The following is a 22,998-nucleotide window of genomic DNA, read 5'->3' on the forward strand; positions in this document are numbered from 1 at the left end:
AAGGCCGTCCTTGGCCCCGAGGCGCGGAGCGCCGGAGTGCTCTGCGCCTTCGGGGTGACGGTCAGACGGGGCGCTGCTGGTTTCGATGTACTGCTTGACAGCGCTCAGGGGTGCTCCGCCGCACGATCCGGCGAAGTAGGAGCCGGACCAGAAGTGTCCGCCCCACAGGTACCGGCGGACGTGGCTGTCGTACTCCTGGCGGAGCCTGCGGGAGCTGACGCCCTTGAGGGAGTTGACCAGCTTGGAGAGCTGGACTTTGGGCGGGTAGTGCACGAGGAGGTGCACGTGGTCCTGTTCGCCGTTGAACTGTTTCAGCTCGGCCTCGAAGTCGGTGCAGACGTCCCGCATGATCTCTTCGGTGCGGATCAGCATGGCGTCGGTGAATGCCTTCCGCCTGTACTTGGTGACGAAAACCAAGTGAACGTGCAGGTTGTAGACAACATGGCGACCTGTTCTGACATCGGGATTAGGGTTCCAGCGCGGTGACATGAACCAATGCTAGGTTGTCGATTGTGAGTCAAGCGGCCCTGGTAAAGCGGCAGTTCGGGCACCGTGCCCGGCTTTCGCTGTCTCCTGCCGGGATGCGCGCAGCGGATGATCAGGCGCACGCGGCCCGCACGATGTGGAACCTGCTGCACGCGTGGTGGCGGATGATGCCGAAGGAAGAGCGGACTCTCGCGAACGCCGACGCCGCGATTCGCCAGGCCCGCGAGGACATCGGTTTTCTTGCCGTCCTGCCCGCGCAGGCCGCGCAGGCGGTGCTCAAGACGTACTTCCGGGCGTGGAAGAACTGCTGGGAGGGCCGCGCCGACGCCCCGAACTTCAAGGGCCGGTTCCGCACAGTGATGTCCGTGGACATTCCGCAGGGCCGGGACCTGAACATCAGCCGGGTGCACCGCCGGTGGGGCATGGTCAACATTCCTAAAGTGGGCCGGGTCCGGTTTCGGTGGACCAAGGACCTGCCCGTGGGCAAGCGTGCGGGCGCGGAGAACCGGATCACCGGGGCACGACTGACCAAGGACGCGCTCGGCTGGCACATTGCCTTCCGTGTCCAGACCGTGGAGGCCAAGCCCGGTCCCCGCCAGGGGCCGGATGTCGGCATCGACGTGGGCGTCACCGTGCCCATCGCCCTCTCGGACGGCAGAACGTACGAGCACGGCGAATGGCTGACCGGCAAGGAGAAGGCCAAGCTCCTGCACCTGGAGCAGCGCGCCGCCCGGCGCAAGCAGCACCGCAGGCCCGGCGAACGCACCAGCCGCCGGCTGCACCGCACCTACGCCCAGATCGCAGGACTCCGCGCGAAAGCCAAGCGCCGGGCCCTTAACTGGCAGCACCAGACGACCACCGCCATCGCCCGCACGTACGGCACCGTCGTGGTCGAAGCCCTCACCATCACGAACATGGTCAAGTCCGCCAAGGGAACCATCGAAGAGCCGGGGAAGAACGTTGCCCAGAAGTCGGGGCTGAACCGCTCCATCAGCCAGGAGTCCTGGGGCCGCACAGTCACCATGCTGGCGTACAAGACCGCTCAGCTCGGCGGCACCTTGGTCAAGGTCCCCGCTCCCGGCACTTCCCGGCGCTGCTCGGCGTGTGGCTTCACCACGCCCGGCAGCCGGGAGTCCCAGGCCGTGTTCGTGTGCAAGAACCCGGACTGCGGGTGGTCGGGCAATGCCGACCACAACGCGGCCCGGAACGTCTTGCACCTGTACCGGATGGGCCTCGCGCTCATCCCGGCTGCCGGGAGGGCAGTCGTCAGGCGCGCGAAGCGCGTCAAACCCGCTGCCGCAAGGTAAGCAGGAATCTCCCGGCTTCAGCCGGGAGAGCACTTCAATCGCCCACCGGCCCGACCGTCCCCCACCTCACCGACCTCGGCGTACGGCGCGTCAGCCTCGGTTCGCTGCTGTACCGGCGTGCGCTGGGCGCGGCGCTGGAGACGCTGAGGGACATCCGGGCCGGCCGTTCACCGCAGGGCGCGGCCCCGTCGTACGCCGAGGTCGGGGGATGGGCGCGGCGGAGCGGAGTCGGCGGGACTTCCGTACGACCGGAAGCAGGGCCTTGAGCCCCATGGGCCGGCCTGCGCCGCCGGGGATGACGAGGAGGACGGGCCCCTCGCCACGAGCGTCGTAGTGGAGTGGTGGCTCAGTCATCGCTCTTCTTCTCGCGGGGCCAGTGTTCGAGGGTGAGGTGCAGGGCGTCGATCGCCTTGTCCCAGGACGCCTGCACGGCGCGGGGGTGACCGAAGCCGCCTGCGGACTCCAGGGCGCAGTAGCCGTGGAAGGTGGCGCGCAGCAGCCGTACGGCGTCGGTGAGGTCGGGTTCGCCGAGACCGTAGGCACGGAGCATGCCGTACGTGATCTCGGCGGTGCGGATCATGGCGGCGGATCCGGTGGCGAGGGCCGGGTCGACCCGGATCTGGGTGGCGGCGTACCGGCCCGGGTGCTGGAGGGCGTACTCCCGGTAGGCCCCGGCGAAGGCGGCCAGCGCGTCTTTCCCGGACCGCCCCGCCACGGCGGCGGCGATCCGGTCGATCAATTCCCCGCCGGCGAGGAGGGCGACCCGGGTGCGCAGGTCCTGCAGGTTCCTGACGTGCGAGTACAGGCTCGCGTCCTTGACGCCGAAGTGCCGGGCCAGGGCGGAGAGCGTGACGTGCTCAAAACCGGCCTCGTCGGCCAGGTCGGCGGCGGCCGCGGTGATGCGGTCGGGGGTGAGGCCGGCTCTGGGCATGGCGGTACCTACCTCCGCTTGGCTAGGGCAACTAGCTTATAGCCTAGTTGCCCTAGCTTTCCGGCGAGCGAACCGCCGGGCCGGCCTCAGCCGATCGGCGCGTACAGCACGCCCAGCTTGTCGATCTCGCCGCCCGCCCGGCCCGTGAAGCCGACGATCTGCCAGCCGGTCGGGGCCGTGAAGGTCTTCGTGTCCGTGGTCGCCGTACCGGAGGACAGGGTGCGGCCCTTGTCGGTGGTGAACGCCGCCGAGAAGATCCGCGTACGGCCGTCCTTCTGCCCCTGTGTCAGCTTCGCCGACGTGAGGTGCTCGCCGGCGGCGAGGGTGAGCGAGCCGGCGGTGCCCCCCGTGCCGCCGTGGGCGAGGGTCGTCCCGCCGTCGTGGGTGAGGGACACGGCGTCCAGGCGGGAGCCGCCGCGCAGGGTCAGCGTGCGGGGGGACGGCGTCGCGGGCAGGTCGTCGGCGTCGTTGAAGGCCGTGCCGTGCGGGCCGCCGATGAAGTCGCTCGCCTTCAGCGACGAGTCGAGCGTGTAGGAGAAGTCGACCGTGTGCGGGAAGTGGTCGGAGAGGTTGGCGCCCGCGGAGTCGAGGAAGGACGCCCACTCGTTGTGGTAGCGGGTGGCGTCCAGGGTCAGCAGCTCGCTGCCGCGGTAGAGGACCTTGTCCACCACCTCGCAGTCGTCGGTCGGGGCCGTCGCCGGACACACCAGCGCGTCGGCGCCCTGCGCCGGTGCCGTACCGCCCTTCACCAGCTTCACCCACGGATCCGTCAGGCCGTTCTCCGTGACCAGCGTGCGGATGTTGTCGCCCGTGCGCGTGTACCGCGTGTTCGTGTCACCCATCACGATCACCGCGTTGCCCGCGGAGTTCGCCTGGATGAAGTCGGAGAGCTGATCGATGTTGGCGCGGCGGGCCGCCAGCGCGTCGTCGGTCGCGTCGGCGTTGGTGTGGACGTTGTACAGGTCCACGAAGACGCCCTCGGCGAGCCGGACCCGGGCGAGCGTGAAGCCCTTCGGGGTCAGGCAGTTGGTGCCGGTGCAGTTGTTCCACTTCACCCGCTCGAAGTCCTCGAAGGGGTGGTCCGAGAGGGTGTTGAGGCCGTCGCCGAACGGCACACCGCCACTGGTCGCGGTGCGGTACGGGTGGTTGTCGCCCGCGTACAGGGCCGCGTGGTAGTTGAAGTCCTCCTGGACGTTCACGATGTCGTACGACGCCAGACGCGGGGAGATCAGCGGGGTGTTCGTCGCCGGCTTGCCGGAGCTGAGGCCCTCGGGGAGACCGGCGACGTTGTACGTCAGGACGTTGAACGAGCCGGTGGTGGCCGCTGCCGCGGGCGTCGCGCCGGTGGCGGCGAGACCGGTCACGGCGAGGGCGGCGGCCGCGAGGGTGCCGATGAGTCGTCTCATGGGGGGGTGTCTCTCCGGTGGGAGGAAGCGGGGGGTGGAAGGTGAACGCTGCTCAGGTTCACCGGCGAACAGTGTGACGGGCAACGTCAGTTGGGGGAACAGTGAGAGACGAGGTGGATCGCCGTGCCTCGGGTCGGCTGTCCCGGGCAGCCTTGACCTGGGGCCGAGTCGGACGTGGGAAGGGTGAGACCTGACCGTCGTCAGCTCTCCAGCGCCGGCAGCCCCGCCAGACCGGTCTCGCGCATGATGCGGTCGACCGTCTCGGGGAGGGAAGTCGCCGCGTCGATGACCGTCTCCGTGGCGTCGGGGAGGAGGTCGAGGGGGCGGTACCAGGAGCGCAGATCCCGCTCGGTGACGTCGACCAGGTCGGGCTTGGTGGCGTGCCGGGCGAGGGTCTCCTCGAACGGGACGTGCAGGTAGTAGGCGTGGGCCGGGCCGCGGTGGTCGGCGCGGAGCCGGGTGAGCATGCCGCCGTAGCGGTCGGCGTAGAGGATGCCCTCGATCACGACGTGGTAGCCCGCGTCGAGGGCGTAGCGGGCGACGGTGTCGATCAGGCCGATGTTGGCCGCTCCGGGCCGGTCGCGCTCGCGCAGGACGACCCGCCGGAGGTTGTCCTGGCCGACGATGGCCAGCCCCCGGCCGAAGCGGTCTCGAAGGCCGGCCGCGACCGTCGACTTGCCGGAGGCGCTGTTGCCGCGCAGGACGATCAGCCGGGTTTCCTCGGTGCCCACGGTCATGGCGTCACCGTAGCGACGTTGGACCCCGCAGTGTCAGACCCCGTCACCCGGCGGGGGCCATGGCCGACTGCTGGAGGCGGCGGCGTTCTATTCAGGTGCGGGCCGTCGCAGGGCCGCCGTAGGGTTGCCGGGTCCAGGACAAGGGGGAGGGGCCGCGTGGCGTACGAGGCGCAGCGCGAGGGCGAGCCGGGCGACCGGACACCACCCGCACCGCCCCCACGATCCGCCGGCCCGCCGCCCGCGAAAGGCCGCCGTCCGCTGTGGCGGCAACGGGACTTCGGGGTCTTCTGGGTCGCGCAGACCCTTTCCGTCCTCGGTGACTCCTTCGCCCTGATCGCCCTGCCCCTGTTGGTCCTCCAGACCACCGGCTCCCTCGCCCGGATGGGCCTGCTCACCGCGGTCGGCGGAGCCGCCTCGGTGCTGGCGGCCGTCTTCGCCGGGGCCCTGGTGGACCGGGTGGACCGCCGCCGGCTGCTCATCGTCTGCGACCTCGTGCGCATGGTGCTGTACGGCGTGATCCCGCTGGTGTGGCTGCTGGGCCCGCAGGTCTGGCTGCTGTACGCCGTCCTGCCGCTGTGCGAGGCGGTCGGCATGCTCTTCGCCGTCGGCTACGTCACCGTCGTCCGCAGCCTGGTCGGTACCGGGCAGCTCACCGAGGCCAACGGCCGGCTGAACGCGACCGCCGCCGCGGCGGGCGTGCTCGGCCCGCTGTGCGCGGGACTCGTCGCCGCCTGGACCGGCCCGGCCGCCGCCGTGGGCGTGGACGCGGCCAGCTTCGGGGTGTCCGCCGCCTGCATGCTCTTCGTACGGTTCGCCCCGCGCTCCGGGGACGACGGCGGCCAGGCCGGGAAGCGGAGCCTGTGGCAGGACCTGCGGACCGGGGTGTCCTTCCTGTACGGCCATCCGGTGCTGCGCTCCCTGACCGCCCTGCTGTTCGTCTTCAGCTTCCTCACCCTCGGCATGACCGACCTGGTCATCTACCACGTCAAGCACGACCTCGGCCACGACGACACGACGGTGGGCACCGTCATGGCCGTCGGCGCGCTCGGCACGATCACCGGTGCCCTGCTGGTGGCCAGGATCCGCCGGGGCCTCGGCTTCGGCCCGACCTGGACCGGTGCGGTCGCGGTGTGCGGACTGGCGTTCGCCGGGCTGGGCTGGGCGCGGGACGTGACCGTCGTCGCGGCACTGAGCGCGGCGTTCCTCGCCTGCGGCGGCATCGCGGGCACCTGCTCCATGTCGCTGCGTCAGGAGGTGACCCCGGAACCGCTGCTGGGCCGCGTCACCTCCGCGTTCTGGACCCTCCAGTACTCCGCGGCCCCGATCGGCGCGGCGGTTCTGACCTGGGCCGCGGAACGGCGGGGTACCGCACCGGTCGCCCTGGTCGCCGGCGCGTGCTGCGTCCTGATCGCGGTGGCCGCGCTGTTCACGCCGATCCGGACCTCACGCGCCACGGAACCGGCAGCTCACGCGGGCCGGGACCAGGGCGACCAGGCAGCTCCCGCAGCCCCGTCGGATCCTTCGCCCCGGCAGCGGTGACGGTCGTCGCCCCGGCCGGTCTGACCGACGCGCACGGCGAGGCGGCCGCCGAGGACGCCTCGCACCGCCTCCGCACCCGGCGGCCCGGACACCACGCTCGGCGGGAACGTCCGGAGGCGGGGCAGGCATCATCCGTTGACGCCCGCGTAGTGCCTGAGGCTCCACCGCCACAGCAGCCGCGACCCCAGGTACGCCACCACGCCGAGGAGCGGTGAGGCCGCCGCCAGCCAGTACGGGACGCCGGTGTCGTGGCCGTGCCCGGTGAGGACGGCGGCCGGGAAGTACGCGACGAACGCGAGCGGAAGACCGTACGTCAGAAGGCCGCCCACCGCCTTGGGCAGCACGTTCAGCGGGTAGCTGCCGAAGGTGCCGAGGAGTTCCTCCAGCCAGCGGCCCCAGTAGTCGGCGGCCGGGTAACGGAGGGAGGCGCAGGCGACCGCCGTGAACAGGGCCGCCTCCAGGAGCATGCCGCCCAGGAGCGCGGCGATCAGGTACGAGACCCGGCCCGCCGTCCAGTCCAGGTGGCTGCGGCTGAGCGCGCCCGCCATCAGGCCCGCCGCCACCGTCAGGTCGCCGATCGCGTTGGTGGGGAAGAAGCGCAGCTGCAGCTGACGGTGGACCGGCATGGGACGGACCAGGTAGACGTCGATCATGCCTTCCTGGATCTGCCGGCCGGAGCCGTGCACCCGGCCCAGGAACAGCACGAACAACCCGTGCGCGAGCATCCGCGTCGCCGGGATCAGCAGTACCTCCGAGCTGTCCCAGCCGCCCATCCCGGTGAACCGGGTGAGCAGCACCGTCGCGAAGACGATCACCGACACCTGCCAGATCGCACCGATCGCGATCATCAGCAGGAACTCGGTGCGGTACTCCAACTGGGCACGGAAGTTGAGAAGCGTCACGCGCCACACGATCCGGACGGCGTTCACCGGCATCAACCTCCCTGGGACATGACACGAAGGGCGGCCCGCCGCCACAGGAACCGGGTGAACAGGGTGAGCAGCACGACCCAGACCGCCTGGAGCGCCAGCTGCCCGGCCGCGTCCGACAGCGGGATCCGGCCGATGTACAGGGACAGCGGCACGCTCAGCGTCGCCTGGAAGGGCAGGAAGGCGCTCAGCGTCACGAACCAGTCGGGGAAGAACCACAGCGGCGCGTACACCCCCGACAGCAGGTTCTGCGCGAAGATCAGGATCAGCATCGCCGCGTTGTTGCGGACCGTCCAGAAGCACAGCTGGTCCAGGACGAGCATCACGTGGTACAGGACCAACTGGCCGAGCAGCAGGCTGAGCGCGAACACCCCCGCCACCGCCGCCGACCGGGGCGGTTCGATCACTTGGGCCGCGAGACAGACCGCGTATCCTCCCAGCGCCCACGCGAAGCCGTACAACTGCTCGCCGAGGGCGCGCAGGGCGTGGTAGCGCTGAGGCGGCAGCGGACGCAGGTACCAGTAGATGATGGTGCCGAAGTGCATGTGCTGCAGTACGGTGTCCCGGCCCGCGTACTGGTCCAACTCGCGCAGCCGGGAAGCGAGTACGGCCAGCACCGCGTACGTGACCGCCTGGTCGCGGTCGAGTCCGGCGGTGGTGCCGGTGTGCGCGTACAGGCCGTGCCACAGGGATGCCACCAGCACGATCTGCACGGTCAGCCGCAGCAGGACGGCCGTCATCCGCGGCGGGGTGTGCAGTTCGCCGAGCGGGGTGACACGGGCGGTGCGCCAGGCGTGCAGGACGGCCATCACAGGTCTCCGGCCTGGACGTAGGCGGCCCGCATGACGTCCTCCAGGTCGGCCTCGTCCAGGGCGATGTCCGTCACCTCGTAGCGCTCGATGACCGCCTTCAGCGCCTGGTGGACGGTCGGCGCGCCGGATCCGTCGGACTCCTCGGGACCGAACACGACGTGTGGCCCGTCGTGCCGCAGCAGTGCGATCCCCGGCAGCGGTCCGACCTCCGTGTGCGGGTCGGCGAGGGTCGCCCGCACCTGCCACGTCGAGCCGAACTTGCGGCGGATCTCGTCCAGGCTGCCGTCCAGGACCAGCCGGCCGTGGTTGATCAGGACGACCCGTTCGGCGAGCCGCTCGACCTCCGTCATGTCGTGCGTGGTCAGCAGGACGGTGCGGCCGCGCTGCTCGACCTGGTGCCGCAGGAACTCCCGCACCTGCTCCTTGACCACCACGTCCATGCCGATGGTCGGCTCGTCGAGGAAGACGACCCGCGGGTCGTGCAGCAGGGCCGCGGCCAGGTCGCTGCGGACGCGCTGGCCGAGGGAGAGATGGCGCACCCGGGTGTCCCAGAAGGACGACAGGTCGAGCAGGTCGTCGAACTCCTTGAGGCGGGCGGCGTGTTCGGCCTTCGGCACCTCGTAGATGTCCCGGAGGATCGCGAACGACTCGCGCACCGGCAGGTCCCACCACAGCTGGGTGCGCTGCCCGAACACCGCGCCGATGTTGCGGGCGTTGCGCTCGCGTTCCTCGTACGGCACCACACCCGCGACCCGCGCCTCGCCGGAGGTGGGCGTGAGGATCCCGGTGAGCATCTTGATGGTGGTGGACTTGCCGGCGCCGTTCGGACCGAGCAGGGCGAGGAGTTCGCCCGGCGAGACGTCGAAGGTGACGTCGGACACGGCGTGCTTGGCGACCCGCTCCGGGTTGACCAGGGAGCGCAGCGCGCCCGTGAGGCCGGGGCGGCGGACGGTCGTGTGGAAGGTACGGGACAGCCCGCGGACCTCGATGTTTCCGCTCACACTGCCAACTCCCTCGCTCGGAACGTGAGTGCGGCCGGTCGGCTGGAGAGGCCGACCGGCCGCGGGCACCTCACGACCGTCGCAGAATGTCGATCAATCGGTCAATGGATTAATCGATCACGGAGTTGGACTGACGGAGCGGGACTAACCGATCACCGAGAACACGAAGGAGAACTCCGTCGGCTCGGCCCGCAGGAAGTACTGCGGCAGCGGGCCGGGACCGCACGACTGCGTACCGATCCCGTGCAGGCCGTGGTCGAGGTTCACCCACACCGTGTCGCCGGCCGTGAGGTCGGTGAGGTGGGCGGCCGCGTCCAGCTGCTCGGTCGTCCAACGCCGGGCGGTGAACCAGAACTCCGGGTCGCCCTCGATCCGCAGGCCGCCGAGCTCCGCCCAGCGGACGTCGGCACGGGCGCCGTTCTCCTGCGGGCGGACGTACGGAGTCTGCAGACCGTCCACGGTCGACTGCCAACGGCCGACCATCGACGCCGACCTGGTGTCGGGGTACGCCTCGCCGGGGCCGCCGCCGAACCACTTCACCTGGTCCGCCTCGGACAGTCCGAGCCGGATGCCCAGCCGGGGCAGCGGCAGCGTCCACTCGCCCTCGGGAGCCACCGACACGGTCAGCCGCAGCCGGTCGCCGTCCGAGGTCCAGCGGTACACCGTGCTCAGGCCCACCTCGCGGGCGGCGGGCGCCACCCGGGTCCGTACCGTCAGCGCGCTCGCATCCGACTCCACCGAGTCCAGGCGGTGTTGCATGCGGTGCAGGCCCAGCGTGCGCCACAGCACCCCGTAACGGGTGTCGGTCTGCCACTCCGCGCCGTCGTCGTTGTCGGTGGGCGCGCGCCACACGTCGAGGCGCGGGCTCACGACCGACACCCCGCCGATCGCCTGCAGGGCACCGGTACGGGCGTCGAAGGAGGCCGGGCCGAGGGTGATCAGCTTCCCGTCGGCCACCGGCCGGCCGGTGGGCGCGACGGACGGTGCCGGACGGGACGCGGCCGGGAACTGGCCCCAGGCGACGACATGGCCCTTGGGCGCCCACGCGGTGTCGGCCGCGAGCAGCGCCCGTACCGTCCACTGCGACTCGGCGCCGCGGGTGTCGGCGGGCGGCTCGGGCAGCTTCACGTCGGCCGTCTCGCCGGGGGCGAGCGGCGGGACGTTCAGGGTGCCCGCCTCGACCGTCTCGCCCTCGACCTGGTACTGCCACTCGAAGGCGAGCGCGGACAGGTCGGCGAAGTCGTGCCGGTTGGTGACCCTGACGGTGCCGTCCGTGCCGTCGCCCTGGATGTGGACCGGCTCGATGACCTTCTTGTACTCGATCAGGCCGGGGGAGGGCCGCCGGTCGGGAAAGATCAGCCCGTCGCAGACGAAGTTGCCGTCGTGCAGCTCCTCGCCGAAGTCGCCGCCGTACGCGTAGCCCAGCTCGGGGTGCTTGACGCCGTGGTCGATCCACTCCCAGATGAAGCCGCCCTGCAGCCGCTCGTACTTCTCGAACAGCCGCTGGTAGTCGGCGATACCGCCGGGGCCGTTGCCCATGGCGTGCCCGTACTCGCACTGGATGAAGGGCAGTTCGCGCCGCTTGTGCGTGCCCCCGTCCAGTCCCTGGCCGATCTGCTCGACCTCCGCGTGGAAGGCGTACATCCGCGAGTACACGTCGGTGTCCCGGCAGTCCCAGTCGCCCTCGTAGTGCACGAGCCGGGAGGAGTCGCGGCCGTGGATCCACTCGGCCATGGCGGTCAGGCCTCGGCCGGTGCCGGCCTCGTTGCCCAGGGACCAGAAGACGATCGACGGGTGGTTCTTGTCCCGTTCGACCATCCGGGCCGCACGGTCCAGGAGGGCCGGGGTCCAGCGGTCGTCGTCGACGGGGTTGTCCCGCCAGCCCTGCTCGGTGAAGCCGTGGGTCTCCAGGTCGCACTCGTCGATGACCCACAGGCCGTACTCGTCGCACAGGTCCAGGAAGGCCGGGTGCGGCGGGTAGTGCGAGGTGCGGACCGCGTTGAGGTTGTGCCGCTTCATCAGCAGCACGTCCTCGCGCATCGTCTCCAGGTCGAGCGCGCGGCCCTTCTCGGGGTGCCACTCGTGCCGGTTGACGCCCTTGAAGAGGACGGGCCTGCCGTTGACCTTGATGAGACCGTCCTCGAGGACGACCGTACGGAAGCCGACGCGCAGCGGCACCCGCTCGCCCGCGGTCGCCAGCACACCGTCGTACAGCTGGGGCGTCTCCGCCGTCCACGCACGCACCGGTACGGTCACCGACTCGCCCGTCGCCACGTCGATGCCGAGGTCCGGCACGGTGACCCGGCCCTCGACGTCGGAGTCGACGCGCAGAGTGCCCTCGCCGCTGACGTGGTCGTAGGAGGCGTGCACGAAGAAGTCGAGGGCGCTGCCCGCCGGGCGGTGCAGCAGGGTGACGTCACGGAAGATGCCGGGCAGCCACCACTGGTCCTGGTCCTCCAGGTACGAGCCCGCCGACCACTGGTGCACGCGGACCGCGAGCACGTTGCCGGCCGGCTTCAGCAGGTGGCCGACCGCGAACTCGTGCGGCAGCCGGGAGCCCTTGAACTCGCCGATGTCCGTGCCGTTCAGCCAGACCCGCGCGCACGACTCGACACCGTCGAACCGCAGCACCGCGCCGCCCTCCGACAGGGCGGGCCAGTCGTCCGGCAGGTCGAACACCCGCAGGTGGTCGCCGGTCGGGTTCTCGGTCGGGACGTGCGGCGGGTCGACCGGGAAGGGGTAGAGGTGGTTCGTGTAGATCGGCGACCCGAACGCGCCGTCGCCCTGCAGGACCCAGTGCCCCGGGACCGAGACCTCGGCCCAGTCACCTGCGTCGAACCCCTCCTCGGCGAACGAGTCGTCCTCGGCGTCGACGGTCGCGGACAGACGGAAGCGCCAGCTGCCGTTGAGGGACAGCGCCCTCGCGTCCGAGGACGGGTACCAGGCGCGGGGTGGGAGGGCCCCGCTGCCCGGTGAGACGTCCTCGACGTAATCGATGGCCGTCGTGGTGCGGAAAGACATCGGTCTCCAGGTATCGAGAGGAAGGTGTCAGCCCTTGATGCCGGTCTGCGCGATCCCCTGCACCAGCCACCGCTGGAGGAAGAGGAACACGAACAGCAGGGGCAGGATGGAAATGGCCGTGGCCGCGAAGATCAGGTGGTAGTTGACGGTCTGGTTGGTCATGTAGGAGGAGAGCGCGACCTGCACGGTCCACGCACTCGGATCCTGACCGATGACCAGGGGCCACAGGAAGGCGTTCCAGCCGTTGATGAAGGTGATCGTGGCGATCGCCGCGAAGAAGTTCAGCGAGTTCGGGACGACGACGCGCCAGTACGCGCCCCAGTAGCCGAGCCCGTCCACGCGTGCCGCCTCCTCCAGCTCCTTGGGGAACCCCAGGAAGTACTGCCGGAACAGGAAGCAGGTGAAACCACTGAAGAGGCCCGGAACGATGAGACCTCGGTACGTGTCCACCCAGCCGAGGGACGAGACCAGGACGAAGCTGGGCACGAAGGTCACGGCGGTCGGGACCATCAGGGTGGCCAGGACCGCGTAGAACACCTTGTTGGCGTGCTTGTAGGGGATGCGGGCCAGTCCGTAGCCGGCCAGCGAGCACACCAGGAGGATGCCCACGGTGTGCAGGACGGCGACGACCACGGAGTTCCACAGGGACCGCGCGAAGTCCACGGTGACGTCGTCGAACGGCTCGGTGAGGTTGCCCCACTGGATGGAGGAGGGGAACCACTTCCACTCCTCGCCCGTGATCTCCGGATCCGTCATCAGCGCGTTGCGGACGATCAGATAGAAGGGGATCAGGAAGAGCAGGGCGGCGATGGCGGTCGCGACGTAGAGGCCGGTGCTGCTCATGACGCCGCCGCGCCTGGTCCGGGCCGGCTTGGCCGTGACCGGCTGCGTCTTGCCGGCCTCGGGTGCTGTGGTGGTCACTTGGACTCCTCACCCCTTCCGAAGCCCATGATCTTGCCCTGGAGCAGGGTCACGACGCAGATGAGCATGGTCAGGACGACCGCACCCGCGCTGCCCGCGCCGTAGTTCTGGTTCTCGCCGAGGGCCATCTTGTACAGCTCGACCAGCGGGGGCTGGCCCCAGGTGGCCTTGGAGAGCAGGTTGAAGAACTCGTCGAAGGCCTGGTAGGCGGCGACCAGCAGGAGCAGGATCACCGCGGTGGACGTGGCCCGCAGCTGCGGCAGCGTGATGTACCAGAAGGTCTGCCAGCCCCGCTTGGCGCCGTCGATGGCGGCCGCCTCGTACAGCTCCCGCGGGATGTTCTGCAGCGCCGCGATGAACAGGATCATGTAGAAGCCCGACTGGAGCCACAGGCGGACGGTCACGATGACCAGCCAGTACCAGGGCGGGTCGGGGTTGGACAGCCAGGCGATGTTCTCGACGCCGAACCAGCCGATGACGGTGTTGGCCAGGCCGAACCGGACGCCGTTGAAGATGGACATCTTCCAGATCAGCGAGGCCGCGACATAGCTGACCGCGGTGGGGATGAAGAACACCGACCGGAAGAACGCCCGCATGAACGTGAGCCGGTTCACCAGCAGCGCCAGGCCCAGCGAGAGGGCCCAGGTGGCCGGCACGATGAACGCCGCGAACACCGTGAACGTGACCAGCGAGCCCCGGAAGTCGGCGTCGGTCAGGATCAGTCTGTAGTTCTCGAAGCCGACGAACTCGCTCGGCGTGACCGTGAAGCGTGCCTCGAAGAAGCTGAGATAGATGCTCCAGCCGATGGGCACGAAGACGAAGATCACCAGGCCGATCAGGAACGGGCCGGTGAAGAGCCAGAAGTTGAAGGTGCTGGATCCCCTCAGGCCCCGCCGCGGCCGGTCCTTGGAGACCTTGGCCGGGGCGGGCTGGGCGACCCCGCGGGTGGTGGTGGTCGACATGTGCTTGTCCGTCCCGCGGCCTATCCGAAGAGCTTCTTGAGCTCGGTGTCGACCTTCTTCTGACAGGTGTCGAGCTGCTTCTTCGGGTCCCCGTTCTTACGGACCGAGTTGGCCATCACGTCGTTGAACGAGGCGATCATGGCCTGCGTCCAGCCGATGTTGTCGAAGTGGCCGAACTCGTTGAAGAGCTTGACGCCCTCGGCCGGCAGGCCGGTCTTGAGCTTGGTGGCGGTCTCGGCGAGCGAGGTGCGCGGCGGGATGTGGAAGCCGTAGGAGGTGGCCCAGTCCTCCTGGTACTCCTTCTGGTCGATCCACAGCCACTTCACGTATTCCTTGGCCGCCTCGACGTTCTTGCTCTTGGCGTTGACGAACATCGACCAGCCGCCGTTGTAGACCGACTCCTGGCCTGCGGACCCGACCTTCGGGAAGGGGAAGATGCCGATGTCGTCGCCGAGCGCCTGCTGCATGGCCGGCATGGCCCACATGCCGCACCACTGGATCGCGGTCAGGCCCTGGGTGAAGGCCGACGGGTCCCACCAGTCGGCGGGGGCGCCGAGCAGCAGGTTGCCGCTGGTGAAGAGGGAACGCAGCTGCGTGAGGCCCTCGGCGACGGCGTCCGTGTTGAAGGCGGGCTTGTTGTCCGCGGTGAGGGTGTCGGCGCCGGCCGACCAGATCAGGTTGTGCTGGACCGGGGTGAGGTCGTTGCCGAGGTAGGCGCCCTTGACCTTGCTGGTGGTGAGCTTGTCGGCCACTTCGAGCAGCTCTTCCAGCGTGGTCGGCACCTCGACCTTCGCCTTCTCGAACATCGAGGGACGGTAGAAGAAGAACTGCGGGTCGTCGATCATCCGGATGCCGTATATCTTGCCGTCGACCGTGTGCGACTTGATGTCGGCCTGGTTGAAGTCGTCCTTCACCGGGTCGATCAGGTCCGTCAGGTCCGCCACCTGGCCGCTCTTGATGAGCTGGATCTGCGGGTGGAACTCGAAGACGTCGGGCGCGTTCTTGGTGAGCAGCGCGGCGAAGAGCTTCTGCTCGAAGTTGGAACCGGTGATCCACTGCGTGGTCACGTTGGCGTCCTTGTAGGCCTTGGCGTACTTCTTGATGGCCTGCTCGGTGCCCGCCTCGCCGTACGCGTGGAAGTACTGGACGAGGGCGTCGCCCGACCCCCCGCCGCTGCGGCCGGTGTTCCCGCCGCACGCGGCCAGACCGCCGGCGGCGGCCAGGCCCATCGCGGCCCGCAGTACGTTGCGGCGGTCCCAGTTGGTGTTGCTCATTGCCGACATGGTGACGTCCTTGTCTCGAGGCGGCTTGCGGCTCTGTCGCTCAGCGCCAGGTGGCTCAAAAGGGGTTGCGGTGCGGGACGTTAACCTTCGGCTAAGGCTTCGGCAAGGGGTTGGACGAAGTCTGTTCGAAGAGTTGCGTAGCGTTCGGGATTCCGGACGCCATGGGTGGCGGGCCGCCGCACCAGCGGTCCGCCCCCCGGGAAACTACTGGCGGAACCAGGCCTGGTCGGCTCCTCCGTTGCAGCTGTACATGCTCACCTTGCTGCCGTCCGCGGTCGCCTGACCGCCGACGTCCAGGCACTTGCCGGAACCCTCGTTCACGACCTGGCCGTTGGAGTTCAGCAGCCACCGCCGGCAGGCGTCACGGGTGGCCGTGGGTGAGGCCACCGGTCCCGAACTCCCCGCCGTCAGGAGACCGTTCGAGGCCTTCAGACGGCCCTTCGCGTCGTACGACCACGACTGCTCGGCCCCGGCCGTGCAGGCACCGATCACCGCGCCCGAGGCGTTTGCCGTCAGGCACTTGCCGGACCGCTTGCCCTGCAGGGCGCCGGTGATCGCCGAACTCGGCGCGTGCCTCTTCTGGTCGAGGGTCTGATTGCCGTTGGTGGCGTAGTTGGAGTCGTAGTGGATCAGGCCGTCGTTCCAGCCGTCGTCGTTCTTCGCGTACGGGTCGCTGCCGATCATCTCCGACAGGGCGACCCACCAGCGGAACGCCGAGTCGTGCGCGGTCGCGAAGTCCTTGCAGATGATCCGCGACAGGTTCAGACCGCCGTCGATGCTCGGGTCGTACTCCTGAGCCCAGCCGGTGCCGCCCTTGCCGAAGCAGCAGATCTCCGGCGGCCAGGACTCGATGCCGGCCGCCTTGGAGGTCTCGTAGACCTTCGCCCGGTTCGCGTCACTGGGGTTGTCGTCCGTGTGGTGGGCCGGCTTGTCGACGTACTGGGCCGTGCCCGGCTGCGAGATCCACTGCGGGACCTCCTCGTTGAACTTGACCGCACCGGTCGACTCGTCCGCGATGATGCCGGTCTTCTGGCGTCGCGCGTCCTGCTCCGCGCCCAGCGCGCGCACGATGTCGGCGCGCTGGTCGACGTTCACCGGCATGCCCTCCTGGCCGCAGCTGTCGAAGCTGCTGGTCGGCTCGTTGAAGGGGCTGATGTGGTCGAACCTCTGGCCCAGCCCGGCGAAGTGGTCGGTGACGTCCGCGACGTACTTCGCGAAGTCCTGCTCGTTCTCCGCCTTCAGGCAACCGCCGCAGCTCTTGGCGTTGGTCTTCCACTCGGCCGGAGCGCTGTTCACGAACGCGACCAGGTTCTCGACGCCGTACTTCGCCGCATAGGAGAGGAACGTGCGGCCGCCCTTGTCCCTGCTCCAGTCGTACGTGCCGTCGTCGCCCGGGAAGTCCTCGGGGGCGCGGGACGGGGTGGTGACCCCGGTACCACCACCGCCGATGTCGTCGATGCTCTGCGCGGCGTGGGGGGAGACCTCGGCCACCGTGGGGGTGGCGGCCGAGGCGGTCGGGGCGGATATGAGGGGCCCGGAGACAGCTGACGCGGCTGCGGCTGTCAGCAGGACCGACCTCCTGGGGTGGGGGTGACTCACGTGCATACCTTCCGTCGTCATGAAGGTGGTGCGGTACGGCTCCTCGCGGGGGTGGTGCGTTTTCCGTTCCTCTGCCCGACCGACTGGAGCGCCCCTTCGAGCGCGAAGGTCGCGGCTCCCAGGCACACCGGATCGGTGGGGATCGGCGAGAGGACGATCTCGGTGGCGGCCATCGGCCGCGGCAGCGCGTGCCGGGCGACGGCCTCGCGCACCTCCGCGACCAGCGGTTCGCCGAGGGTGGCCGCGACCCAGCTGCTGAGCACGACCACTTCGGGATTGAACAGGTTGACCAGGTCGGCGATGCCGGCGCCGAGGTACCGGGCGGTGTCACGGACCACCTTGAGCGCCACCGGGTCCTGTGCGAGCACACCCCGGGACAGCGCGTCGATGGTGGCGGTCTGGTCCTCCGGGTGCAGCAGCGTGCTGCGGGGGCTGAGCTCGCGCAGGTTCAGCATGATGCCGGGCGCGCCGACGTACGTCTCCACACAGCCGTGGTTGCCGCAGTGGCACAGCCGGCCGTCCAGGACGATCGTGGTGTGGCCCCACTCGCCGGCGCTGTTGCTCACGCCCCGGTGCAGCCCGCCGCCCAGGACCAGGCCCGCGCCCACCCCGGTCCCGAGGTTGACCACCACGGCGTTCCCGCGCCCGCGGGCGGCTCCGAACCACAGCTCGGCCACCGCGCAGGCGCGCAGCGGGTTGTCCAGGTAGAGGGGGTAGGCGATGTGCTCGGTGAGCAGGTCGAGCAGCGGCACGTCGTGCCAGTCCCAGTTCGGCGCGTACTCCGAGATACCGGTCGCGCGGTCCACCTGCCCCGGCACGCTGACCCCGACGCCGAGGACCCGGGCGCCCTCGATCCCGGCCTGCGCGACCACCGAGCCGAGGGCGGCGGCGACGTGGCCGACCACCTGCTCGGGGCGGCTCTCGCCGGGGCGGACGTCCTCCTCGGCGCGGGCCAGGACGTTCAGCGCGAGGTCGAACAGCTCGACATGGACGTACGTCTCCGCGATGTCGACACCGATCAACGCGCCCCCCGACGCGTTGACGGCCACGAGGCCCCGGGGGCGGCCCCCCGCCGAGTCCTCGAACCCGACCTCCGTGATCATCCGGAGGTCGAGCAGTTCACCGACCAGTGTGGCGACCGTGGCGAGACTCAGGCCGGTGGCGGCCGCCAGCTCCTGCCGGGAGGTCGGCGACGCGGCGATGATCTGGCGCAGCACCTCGTAGCGGTTCGCGGTGCGGATGTCCCGTGATGTGCGCTTCACCGGCCCGGCCCCATCCCTTCAGATCGTGCCGGGACGACATCGGCACCGGCGCGGCGCAAGGCTATGGGCTGCGAGGGACTTTCGACAAGGGGTTAGGAAAGGGGCTTTATAAAGTCAGTCGGCGAGAACGTCCCGGACAAAGGCGTTGGCGAATTTTCCCTCCGGGTCGAGGGTACGTGCCAGCTTCCGGAAGTCGCCGAGGCGCGGATAACGCGCGCGCAGTGCCGCCGGCGGGACGGTGAACACCTTGCCCCAGTGCGGCCGTGCCTCGAGAGCGTCGAGCGCCGCCTCCAGCCGCCGCACGACGGGCAGCACGGCCGCGGTGTCCTCGATCCAGGTGAAGTGCAGGGCCACGGTGTCCCGGCCGTACGCGGGGCTCAGCCATTGTTCGTCGGCGGCGACCGTACGCACTTCGCAGATCTGCAGTACACCGGCGACCGCATCCCGGATACCGTCGATCGCATACAGGGCGTCGACGGCGCGCCGGCGCGGCAGCAGGTACTCCGACTGCAACTCACTGCCACTGCTCGGCGTGAAATCGGCCCGGAAGTGCGGCAGCCGCTCGTGCCACGGCCCCGCCACCCCGAACTGCTCGGTGCAGTTGACGGCCGGCATCCCCGGCACCGGGTGCATCTTCTCGGTGGCGGGCGCGGCCCACGGGAAGTCGGGCAGCGGCTGGTCGGTGCGCCGCTTCAGCCACACCTGCCGGAAGCCGGGCCGACGCCAGTCGGTGAAGAGGCTCACGCTGTACGCCGCCGCCAGCACCGTCTCGAGCGTCTCGAGGTCCAGCCCCGCGAGCGGGAGCTCGGTGAACACGTGCTGCTCGACCTCGAAGGAGGGCTCCAGGTCGAGGGTGAGCGCGGTGACGACTCCGAGGGCGCCCAGGGAGGTCACCGCACCGCCGAACCGCTCGTCCCCCCGCCCGATGACGACCGTCGACCCGTCCGCCGTGACGATCTCCACCTCGCGCACGGCCGAGGCGAGGGGGCCGTTGCCGACCCCCGACCCGTGGGTGCCGGTCGCCACCGAGCCGGCCACCGAGATGTGCGGCAAGGAGGCCATGTTGGGCAGGGCCAGCCCCTGGGCGTGCACGTGACCGGCCAGTTCCGCGTAGCGGACACCGCCACCGACCCGTACCGTCCGGGCCGCCGAGTCGACGTCGATCTCGGCCGGCAGCGCGGCCAGCGACAGCAGCACCCCGCCCGGCCCCGGCTCGGCGATCTCGTTGAAGGAGTGCCCGCTGCCCAGTACCCGCACGTTCGCACTGTCGGCCACGAGGGCGCCGAGCGCGGTGAGCGAGTGCGGGCGGTGCAGCTCCTTGGCGAGGAACGTGATGTTGCCGGCCCAGTTGGTGACCGTTTCGGCCATTTCTGCCGTCCCTTTCGGAGGGGGTGTTTCGCTGACCTTCTCATTTGCCGCCGACCTGGTGGAGAACGGTTTCTGCAGCCTGTCGCCGAGCGCGGGACGGGACGGGAACGTCCGAGGCCCTGTCGAACCGTCCCGAATCCATGCATAGAGGGCGACGCGAGGGACCCGGCACGGCTGAGCCGCGGGCGAAGGCTTACCGTGAGGAGTCGTACGCCTGAGCCGGGAGGAGACACGGATGGGCAGCCGTACCGCACTCGTCGAGGATCTGATGGAGAGGTTCCCGCACGTACCGCGGGAAGCCGTCTTCAAGGAGGATCTGCTCCGGGGTGGGGTGGCCTTCGATCCCTCCGCCCTGAGTGACAACGAGGGCGGCGAGGTCAAGCCGAAGTCGTACTTCATCTTCTCCTTCGACCACGGCACCCTGCCGGAGCTCGGCGAGGCCGCGCTCCGCCGCCCGCCGGAGGAGATCATCCTCACGGGCGGGCCGTACGACCTGCGGCGGACCGTGGTGTCCGTGCGGGTCAATCCGTCCTCGCCGTACCGGGTGGCGGCGGACGAGGACGGTGTGCTCGGGCTCTACCTCGACGGCAAGCGGATCTCCGACGTCGGGGTGCCGCCGATGCCGGAGTACTACCGGCACACGCTCGCGAGCGGGAAGTCGGTGATGGAGGTCGCCCCGACCATCCAGTGGGGCTACCTGATCTACCTCACCGTCTTCCGGGTCTGCCAGTACTTCGGCGCCAAGGAGGAGTGCCAGTACTGCGACATCAACCACAACTGGCGCCAGCACAAGGCGGCGGGCCGGCCGTACACCGGTGTGAAGGACGTCGAGGAGGTCCTCGAGGCCCTGGAGATCATCGACCGGTACGACACCGCGAAGGCGTCCACCGCCTACACGCTCACCGGCGGCGCCATCACCAAGACGGTCTCCGGCCGTGACGAGGCCGACTTCTACGGCCACTACGCCAAGGCCATCGAGGAGCGCTTCCCCGGCCGCTGGATCGGCAAGGTCGTGGCCCAGGCGCTGCCGCGCGACGACGTGCAGCGGTTCAAGGACCACGGCGTGCAGATCTACCACCCCAACTACGAGGTGTGGGACGAGTACCTGTTCAAGATGTACTGCCCGGGCAAGGAGCGCTACGTCGGCCGCGACGAGTGGCACAAGCGGATCCTCGACTCGGCGGAGATCTTCGGCGCGCGCAACGTCATCCCCAACTTCGTGGCCGGCGTGGAGATGGCCGAGCCCTTCGGCTTCACCACGGTCGACGAGGCGATCGCCTCCACCACCGAGGGCCTGCGCTTCTTCATGTCGCACGGCATCACGCCCCGCTTCACCACCTGGTGCCCCGAACCGACGACCCCGCTCGGCAAGGCCAACCCGCAGGGCGCGCCGCTGGAGTACCACATCCGTCTCCTGGAGGCCTACCGCGCCACCATGGACGACTTCGGCCTGGCCTCGCCCCCCGGCTACGGCCCGCCCGGCCCCGGCCGCGCGGTGTTCTCCGTCAGTTCCTTCATGGACAGTCTTCCCGCGCAGGAATCGGCGACGGTGTAGGTGAGTCGTACGGCGGTCGTATCCGTACTACAGGTAGGAGTTGTAGGGTGCGGCTGTCCTGACATGACAATTGAACAGGGCGCTTGTCAGTTGTGTGGGAGGCGTGAAAAACTCCTGCTCTGCCGCGAGGTTCCCCCCAACTCCTTTGCCAGTATGGCGAGTTGACCTCGCATGTATACGCAGGAGACCCATGCCCGACCTGCCGACTCCCCAGGACGCCGCCGAGGCCGCGCTGTTCTCAGAGTGCTGGGATGCCGTGCTCTCCTACGCGGACCTGTGCACGTCCGGCTCCACCGCGGCCACCCAACTGGCCACGGAGGCGTTCTCCCTCGGTATGCGCGAAGCCCGTGACGCGCAGTCCGCTCCCGCCCGCAGCGCCGGCCGCCGCCCTGCCCGCCTGCCCAGAATCCCGCTGCTGCTGACCGCCGTACGCAACACCGCGGCGGCCTGGGAGATCCAGGGACAGGGTCACCGGCTCGACCCCGAACTGCGCCTGTGGCTCAACTCCGAAAAGGCCGCCCGCTACACCGGCCCCCCGCTGCGGCGCCCGCTCGCGCTGCGCGGCCTGCGCGACCTCCAGGAAGCGGACGCGGCCCTGCTGTGGCTGGCCGAGGTGGAGGCGCTGCCCCTGACCGTGGTGGCCCGCCGGCTGGGCCTCGACCCGGCCGTCGTGGGGGAGGAACTCACCCAGGTGCGCGGCCTGTTCCGGGACCGCTGCCACCGCAACCATCTCGACTCGCCGATGGACGCGCAGTGTCGCAGCTACGCCCGGCTCCTCGACGCCGTCACCCGCTCGCCGGCCGCCGACACCCCGAACGACCTTTCCCGGCACCTCGCCCGCTGCGTGGAGTGCGCGGAGGCCGCCGCCTGCCTCCGGCTGCAGGGAGGCGGAACGCCCGCGGCCCTCGCCGGCGGAGTGATCGGCTGGGGCGGCCTCGCCTACCTGGAGCGCCGCCGCCGGGCCGCCGAGGTCCGTCTCGGTGCGGGGCGCCCGGCACCGGCGGACAGTGAGAACGGCCCGCCGAACCCGGATGCCCACAAGGCACGCGTCGTGCGCAACGGCCTTCTGGTCGCGGCCGTCCTGGTCTCCCTGCTGGCCCTGGCCGTCTCGATGATGCCCGGCGCGGGCACCGGCAACGGCGTGGCGTCGCCCGGCGACTCGGCCGACCGGCAGCCGGTCGCCGACCCCCGCCCGTCCGTCCCGTCCGACGACGAGAGCTCGTCCGCCTCCCCGGAACCGACGGCCGCCGGCTCGCCGAGCACCGCCCGGGCATCCAACGGGAAGAACCCCGGGGCCACGCCCCAGGGCACGGCCTCCTCCACCGCCCCCGGCGGCGCGGAACCGGGCCCCGGCGCGAGCGAGCCCGCGTCCTGCCGGGTCCGGTACGACCTGGTCGGCGAGTGGCCCGACGGCTTCCAGGCCACCGTCACGGTCACCACCGAACGCCCTCTCGACTCCTGGAGGGTCGCCTGGTCCTTCCGGGACGGCCAGAAGGTCGGCCAGATGTGGGACGCGAGCTTCGCCCAGAACAACTCCCGGGTCACCGCCACCGCCGCCGACTACAACAAGAAGGTCCCCGCCGACGGCAGCCTCGCCTTCGGCTTCCTCGCCTCCTGGCAGGGGAAGAACTCGCCGGCGTACGACTTCACCCTGAACGGCGACACCTGCACGAAGGCGTGAGGGCGACGGCTTCGGAGGCGTCCAGCGCACGTGGCAGGTCACGGTGACCGTGCGTCCGCCGACCGGTCACCGGCGCTGGGCATGCGCCCTCCGTGCTCCCCTAAGGGCTTGCCGGGAAACAAGTCGTGGCTTCCAGCTGCGGGACTCGTTGTTCTGGTATGGGGAGACCGGAGGGGATCGAGGCCGTCCTGGCTGCGA

General features: G+C 70.0%; 17 protein-coding genes and 2 pseudogenes. 5 read left to right on the plus strand and 14 right to left on the minus strand.

Features of this window, described 5'->3' with window-relative positions:
• Positions 1-66: 66 nt before the first annotated feature.
• A pseudogene (gene tnpA / locus ACZ5XS_RS05215) lies at positions 67-489 on the minus strand (IS200/IS605 family transposase); the annotation flags it as partial.
• Between the two features lie 92 nt (positions 490-581).
• Here tnpA and ACZ5XS_RS05220 point away from each other — a divergent pair.
• The gene (locus tag ACZ5XS_RS05220; RefSeq protein ID WP_468647913.1) at positions 582-1,793 is read left to right on the plus strand and encodes an RNA-guided endonuclease InsQ/TnpB family protein; all 1,212 of its coding nucleotides are present in this window, start codon (positions 582-584) and stop codon (positions 1,791-1,793) included.
• Between the two features lie 32 nt (positions 1,794-1,825).
• A pseudogene (locus ACZ5XS_RS05225) lies at positions 1,826-2,059 on the plus strand (isocitrate lyase/phosphoenolpyruvate mutase family protein); the annotation flags it as partial.
• An 80-nt stretch (positions 2,060-2,139) separates the two neighbouring features.
• Here the strand turns inward: ACZ5XS_RS05225 and ACZ5XS_RS05230 are convergent.
• The 3 genes from ACZ5XS_RS05230 to ACZ5XS_RS05240 all read right to left on the minus strand — a co-directional run bounded on the left by ACZ5XS_RS05230 (position 2,140) and on the right by ACZ5XS_RS05240 (position 4,867).
• On the minus strand, positions 2,140-2,724 hold the full coding sequence (locus ACZ5XS_RS05230; RefSeq protein ID WP_468647915.1) for a TetR/AcrR family transcriptional regulator: 585 nt from the start codon (positions 2,722-2,724) through the stop codon (positions 2,140-2,142).
• A gap of 86 nt (positions 2,725-2,810) precedes the next feature.
• On the minus strand, positions 2,811-4,130 hold the full coding sequence (locus ACZ5XS_RS05235) for a jacalin-like lectin (RefSeq protein ID WP_468647917.1): 1,320 nt from the start codon (positions 4,128-4,130) through the stop codon (positions 2,811-2,813).
• A gap of 200 nt (positions 4,131-4,330) precedes the next feature.
• Positions 4,331-4,867: an AAA family ATPase gene (locus tag ACZ5XS_RS05240; RefSeq protein WP_468647919.1), complete on the minus strand. Its 537-nt coding sequence runs from the start codon at positions 4,865-4,867 to the stop codon at positions 4,331-4,333.
• 156 nt (positions 4,868-5,023) lie between these two features.
• On the opposite strand from ACZ5XS_RS05240, the gene ACZ5XS_RS05245 reads away from it, so the two are divergent.
• Complete coding sequence (locus tag ACZ5XS_RS05245; RefSeq protein ID WP_468647921.1) at positions 5,024-6,406, plus strand: MFS transporter; 1,383 nt, start codon at positions 5,024-5,026, stop codon at positions 6,404-6,406.
• A 128-nt stretch (positions 6,407-6,534) separates the two neighbouring features.
• Here the strand turns inward: ACZ5XS_RS05245 and ACZ5XS_RS05250 are convergent, their stop codons facing one another.
• The 10 genes from ACZ5XS_RS05250 to ACZ5XS_RS05295 form a co-directional block, all read right to left on the minus strand.
• Positions 6,535-7,341: an ABC transporter permease gene (locus tag ACZ5XS_RS05250; RefSeq protein ID WP_468647923.1), complete on the minus strand. Its 807-nt coding sequence runs from the start codon at positions 7,339-7,341 to the stop codon at positions 6,535-6,537.
• Positions 7,341-8,144 (minus strand): ABC-2 family transporter protein, encoded by an 804-nt coding sequence (locus tag ACZ5XS_RS05255; protein ID WP_468647925.1) that lies wholly within the window; start codon positions 8,142-8,144, stop codon positions 7,341-7,343. Before ACZ5XS_RS05255 ends, ACZ5XS_RS05250 begins: the two co-directional genes overlap by 1 nt.
• The gene (locus ACZ5XS_RS05260; RefSeq protein ID WP_468647927.1) at positions 8,144-9,148 is read right to left on the minus strand and encodes an ABC transporter ATP-binding protein; all 1,005 of its coding nucleotides are present in this window, start codon (positions 9,146-9,148) and stop codon (positions 8,144-8,146) included. Before ACZ5XS_RS05260 ends, ACZ5XS_RS05255 begins: the two co-directional genes overlap by 1 nt.
• Before the next feature lie 144 nt (positions 9,149-9,292).
• Complete coding sequence (locus ACZ5XS_RS05265) at positions 9,293-12,169, minus strand: glycoside hydrolase family 2 TIM barrel-domain containing protein (RefSeq protein ID WP_468647929.1); 2,877 nt, start codon at positions 12,167-12,169, stop codon at positions 9,293-9,295.
• 27 nt (positions 12,170-12,196) lie between these two features.
• Entirely contained in the window at positions 12,197-13,090 is an 894-nt protein-coding gene (locus ACZ5XS_RS05270; protein WP_468647930.1) for a carbohydrate ABC transporter permease, read from the minus strand.
• Positions 13,087-14,052 (minus strand): carbohydrate ABC transporter permease, encoded by a 966-nt coding sequence (locus tag ACZ5XS_RS05275; protein ID WP_468647932.1) that lies wholly within the window; start codon positions 14,050-14,052, stop codon positions 13,087-13,089. The genes ACZ5XS_RS05270 and ACZ5XS_RS05275 overlap by 4 nt, the downstream gene beginning before the upstream one ends.
• A gap of 20 nt (positions 14,053-14,072) precedes the next feature.
• Positions 14,073-15,335: an ABC transporter substrate-binding protein gene (locus tag ACZ5XS_RS05280; RefSeq protein ID WP_468647934.1), complete on the minus strand. Its 1,263-nt coding sequence runs from the start codon at positions 15,333-15,335 to the stop codon at positions 14,073-14,075.
• Positions 15,336-15,539: 204 nt separating this feature from the next.
• Positions 15,540-16,940, minus strand: a complete 1,401-nt coding sequence (locus tag ACZ5XS_RS05285; RefSeq protein WP_468647958.1) for a glycoside hydrolase — start codon at positions 16,938-16,940, stop codon at positions 15,540-15,542.
• Positions 16,941-16,951: 11 nt separating this feature from the next.
• The gene (locus ACZ5XS_RS05290) at positions 16,952-18,196 is read right to left on the minus strand and encodes an ROK family transcriptional regulator (RefSeq protein WP_468647936.1); all 1,245 of its coding nucleotides are present in this window, start codon (positions 18,194-18,196) and stop codon (positions 16,952-16,954) included.
• 114 nt (positions 18,197-18,310) lie between these two features.
• Positions 18,311-19,564 (minus strand): D-arabinono-1,4-lactone oxidase, encoded by a 1,254-nt coding sequence (locus ACZ5XS_RS05295; RefSeq protein WP_468647938.1) that lies wholly within the window; start codon positions 19,562-19,564, stop codon positions 18,311-18,313.
• A gap of 235 nt (positions 19,565-19,799) precedes the next feature.
• Between ACZ5XS_RS05295 and ACZ5XS_RS05300 the strand changes: the two genes are divergently transcribed.
• Together ACZ5XS_RS05300 and ACZ5XS_RS05305 are read left to right on the plus strand one after the other, a co-directional pair.
• Complete coding sequence (locus tag ACZ5XS_RS05300; protein ID WP_468647939.1) at positions 19,800-21,119, plus strand: radical SAM protein; 1,320 nt, start codon at positions 19,800-19,802, stop codon at positions 21,117-21,119.
• A gap of 190 nt (positions 21,120-21,309) precedes the next feature.
• Entirely contained in the window at positions 21,310-22,800 is a 1,491-nt protein-coding gene (locus tag ACZ5XS_RS05305) for a cellulose binding domain-containing protein (protein WP_468647941.1), read from the plus strand.
• Positions 22,801-22,998 lie beyond the last annotated feature (198 nt).

Source organism: Streptomyces sp. NPDC033131 (genome assembly GCF_055578365.1).

Bases quoted from the DNA above. Each gene is read 5' to 3' on its own strand.
- ACZ5XS_RS05220 (WP_468647913.1), top strand. From the start codon at position 582: ATGCGCGCAGCGGATGATCAGGCGCACGCGGCCCGCACGATGTGGAAC.
- ACZ5XS_RS05230 (WP_468647915.1), bottom strand. From the start codon at position 2,724: ATGCCCAGAGCCGGCCTCACCCCCGACCGCATCACCGCGGCCGCCGCC.
- ACZ5XS_RS05235 (WP_468647917.1), bottom strand. From the start codon at position 4,130: ATGAGACGACTCATCGGCACCCTCGCGGCCGCCGCCCTCGCCGTGACC.
- ACZ5XS_RS05240 (WP_468647919.1), bottom strand. From the start codon at position 4,867: ATGACCGTGGGCACCGAGGAAACCCGGCTGATCGTCCTGCGCGGCAAC.
- ACZ5XS_RS05250 (WP_468647923.1), bottom strand. From the start codon at position 7,341: ATGCCGGTGAACGCCGTCCGGATCGTGTGGCGCGTGACGCTTCTCAAC.
- ACZ5XS_RS05255 (WP_468647925.1), bottom strand. From the start codon at position 8,144: ATGGCCGTCCTGCACGCCTGGCGCACCGCCCGTGTCACCCCGCTCGGC.
- ACZ5XS_RS05265 (WP_468647929.1), bottom strand. From the start codon at position 12,169: ATGTCTTTCCGCACCACGACGGCCATCGATTACGTCGAGGACGTCTCA.
- ACZ5XS_RS05275 (WP_468647932.1), bottom strand. From the start codon at position 14,052: ATGTCGACCACCACCACCCGCGGGGTCGCCCAGCCCGCCCCGGCCAAG.
- ACZ5XS_RS05280 (WP_468647934.1), bottom strand. From the start codon at position 15,335: ATGTCGGCAATGAGCAACACCAACTGGGACCGCCGCAACGTACTGCGG.
- ACZ5XS_RS05285 (WP_468647958.1), bottom strand. From the start codon at position 16,940: ATGCACGTGAGTCACCCCCACCCCAGGAGGTCGGTCCTGCTGACAGCC.
- ACZ5XS_RS05295 (WP_468647938.1), bottom strand. From the start codon at position 19,564: ATGGCCGAAACGGTCACCAACTGGGCCGGCAACATCACGTTCCTCGCC.
- ACZ5XS_RS05300 (WP_468647939.1), top strand. From the start codon at position 19,800: ATGGGCAGCCGTACCGCACTCGTCGAGGATCTGATGGAGAGGTTCCCG.
- ACZ5XS_RS05305 (WP_468647941.1), top strand. From the start codon at position 21,310: ATGCCCGACCTGCCGACTCCCCAGGACGCCGCCGAGGCCGCGCTGTTC.